Consider the following 541-nt stretch of genomic DNA (forward strand, 5'->3'; position numbering starts at 1 on the left):
CAGACCATGTACCGCCGCGCTTTCTATCGGGGAGGCCCGGTGCTGATGAGCACAATTGCCGGTATTGACCAGGCGCTGTGGGATATCAAAGGGCATTATTATCATGCTCCGGTATATGAGATGCTGGGGGGAAGAGTTAAGGATAAGATTAAAGTATATCGGAGCATTCACGGAGATACACCGGAAGAAGTGGCAGCGGATGCAAAGCTGGCTGTAAAGGAAGGCTATACAGTCATTAAGACCTCACCTACAGATCCTACCCATTATGTGGATACGCTGCAAAGTGTGAATAAGCTGGTGGAAAAGGTGGGGGCAATTCGTGATGCTATTGGAAACAACATTGATATGGCCATCGATTTTCACGGAAGAATTCACAAGCCCATGGCAAAAGTGCTGGTACGGGAATTAGATCAGTTCCATCCGCTCTTTATGGAAGAACCGGTGCTTCCTGAGAATAAGGAGGCGCTGCGCGAGGTCGCAAAGTATACATCTGCACCGATTGCCATTGGAGAGAGAATGTACAGCAGATGGGATTACAAAT

The 541-nt window shown here is 48.2% G+C and carries 1 protein-coding gene; it reads left to right on the top strand.

What is annotated here, in order from left to right; all coding sequences use genetic code 11:
* Positions 1-45: 45 nt before the first annotated feature.
* Positions 46-541 (top strand): D-galactonate dehydratase (locus NE664_13060; protein ID MCQ4727562.1); only part of this gene is annotated, 496 nt, incomplete at its 3' end.

Source organism: Anaerotignum faecicola, from assembly GCA_024460105.1.
GTDB lineage: Bacteria > Bacillota > Clostridia > Lachnospirales > Anaerotignaceae > JANFXS01.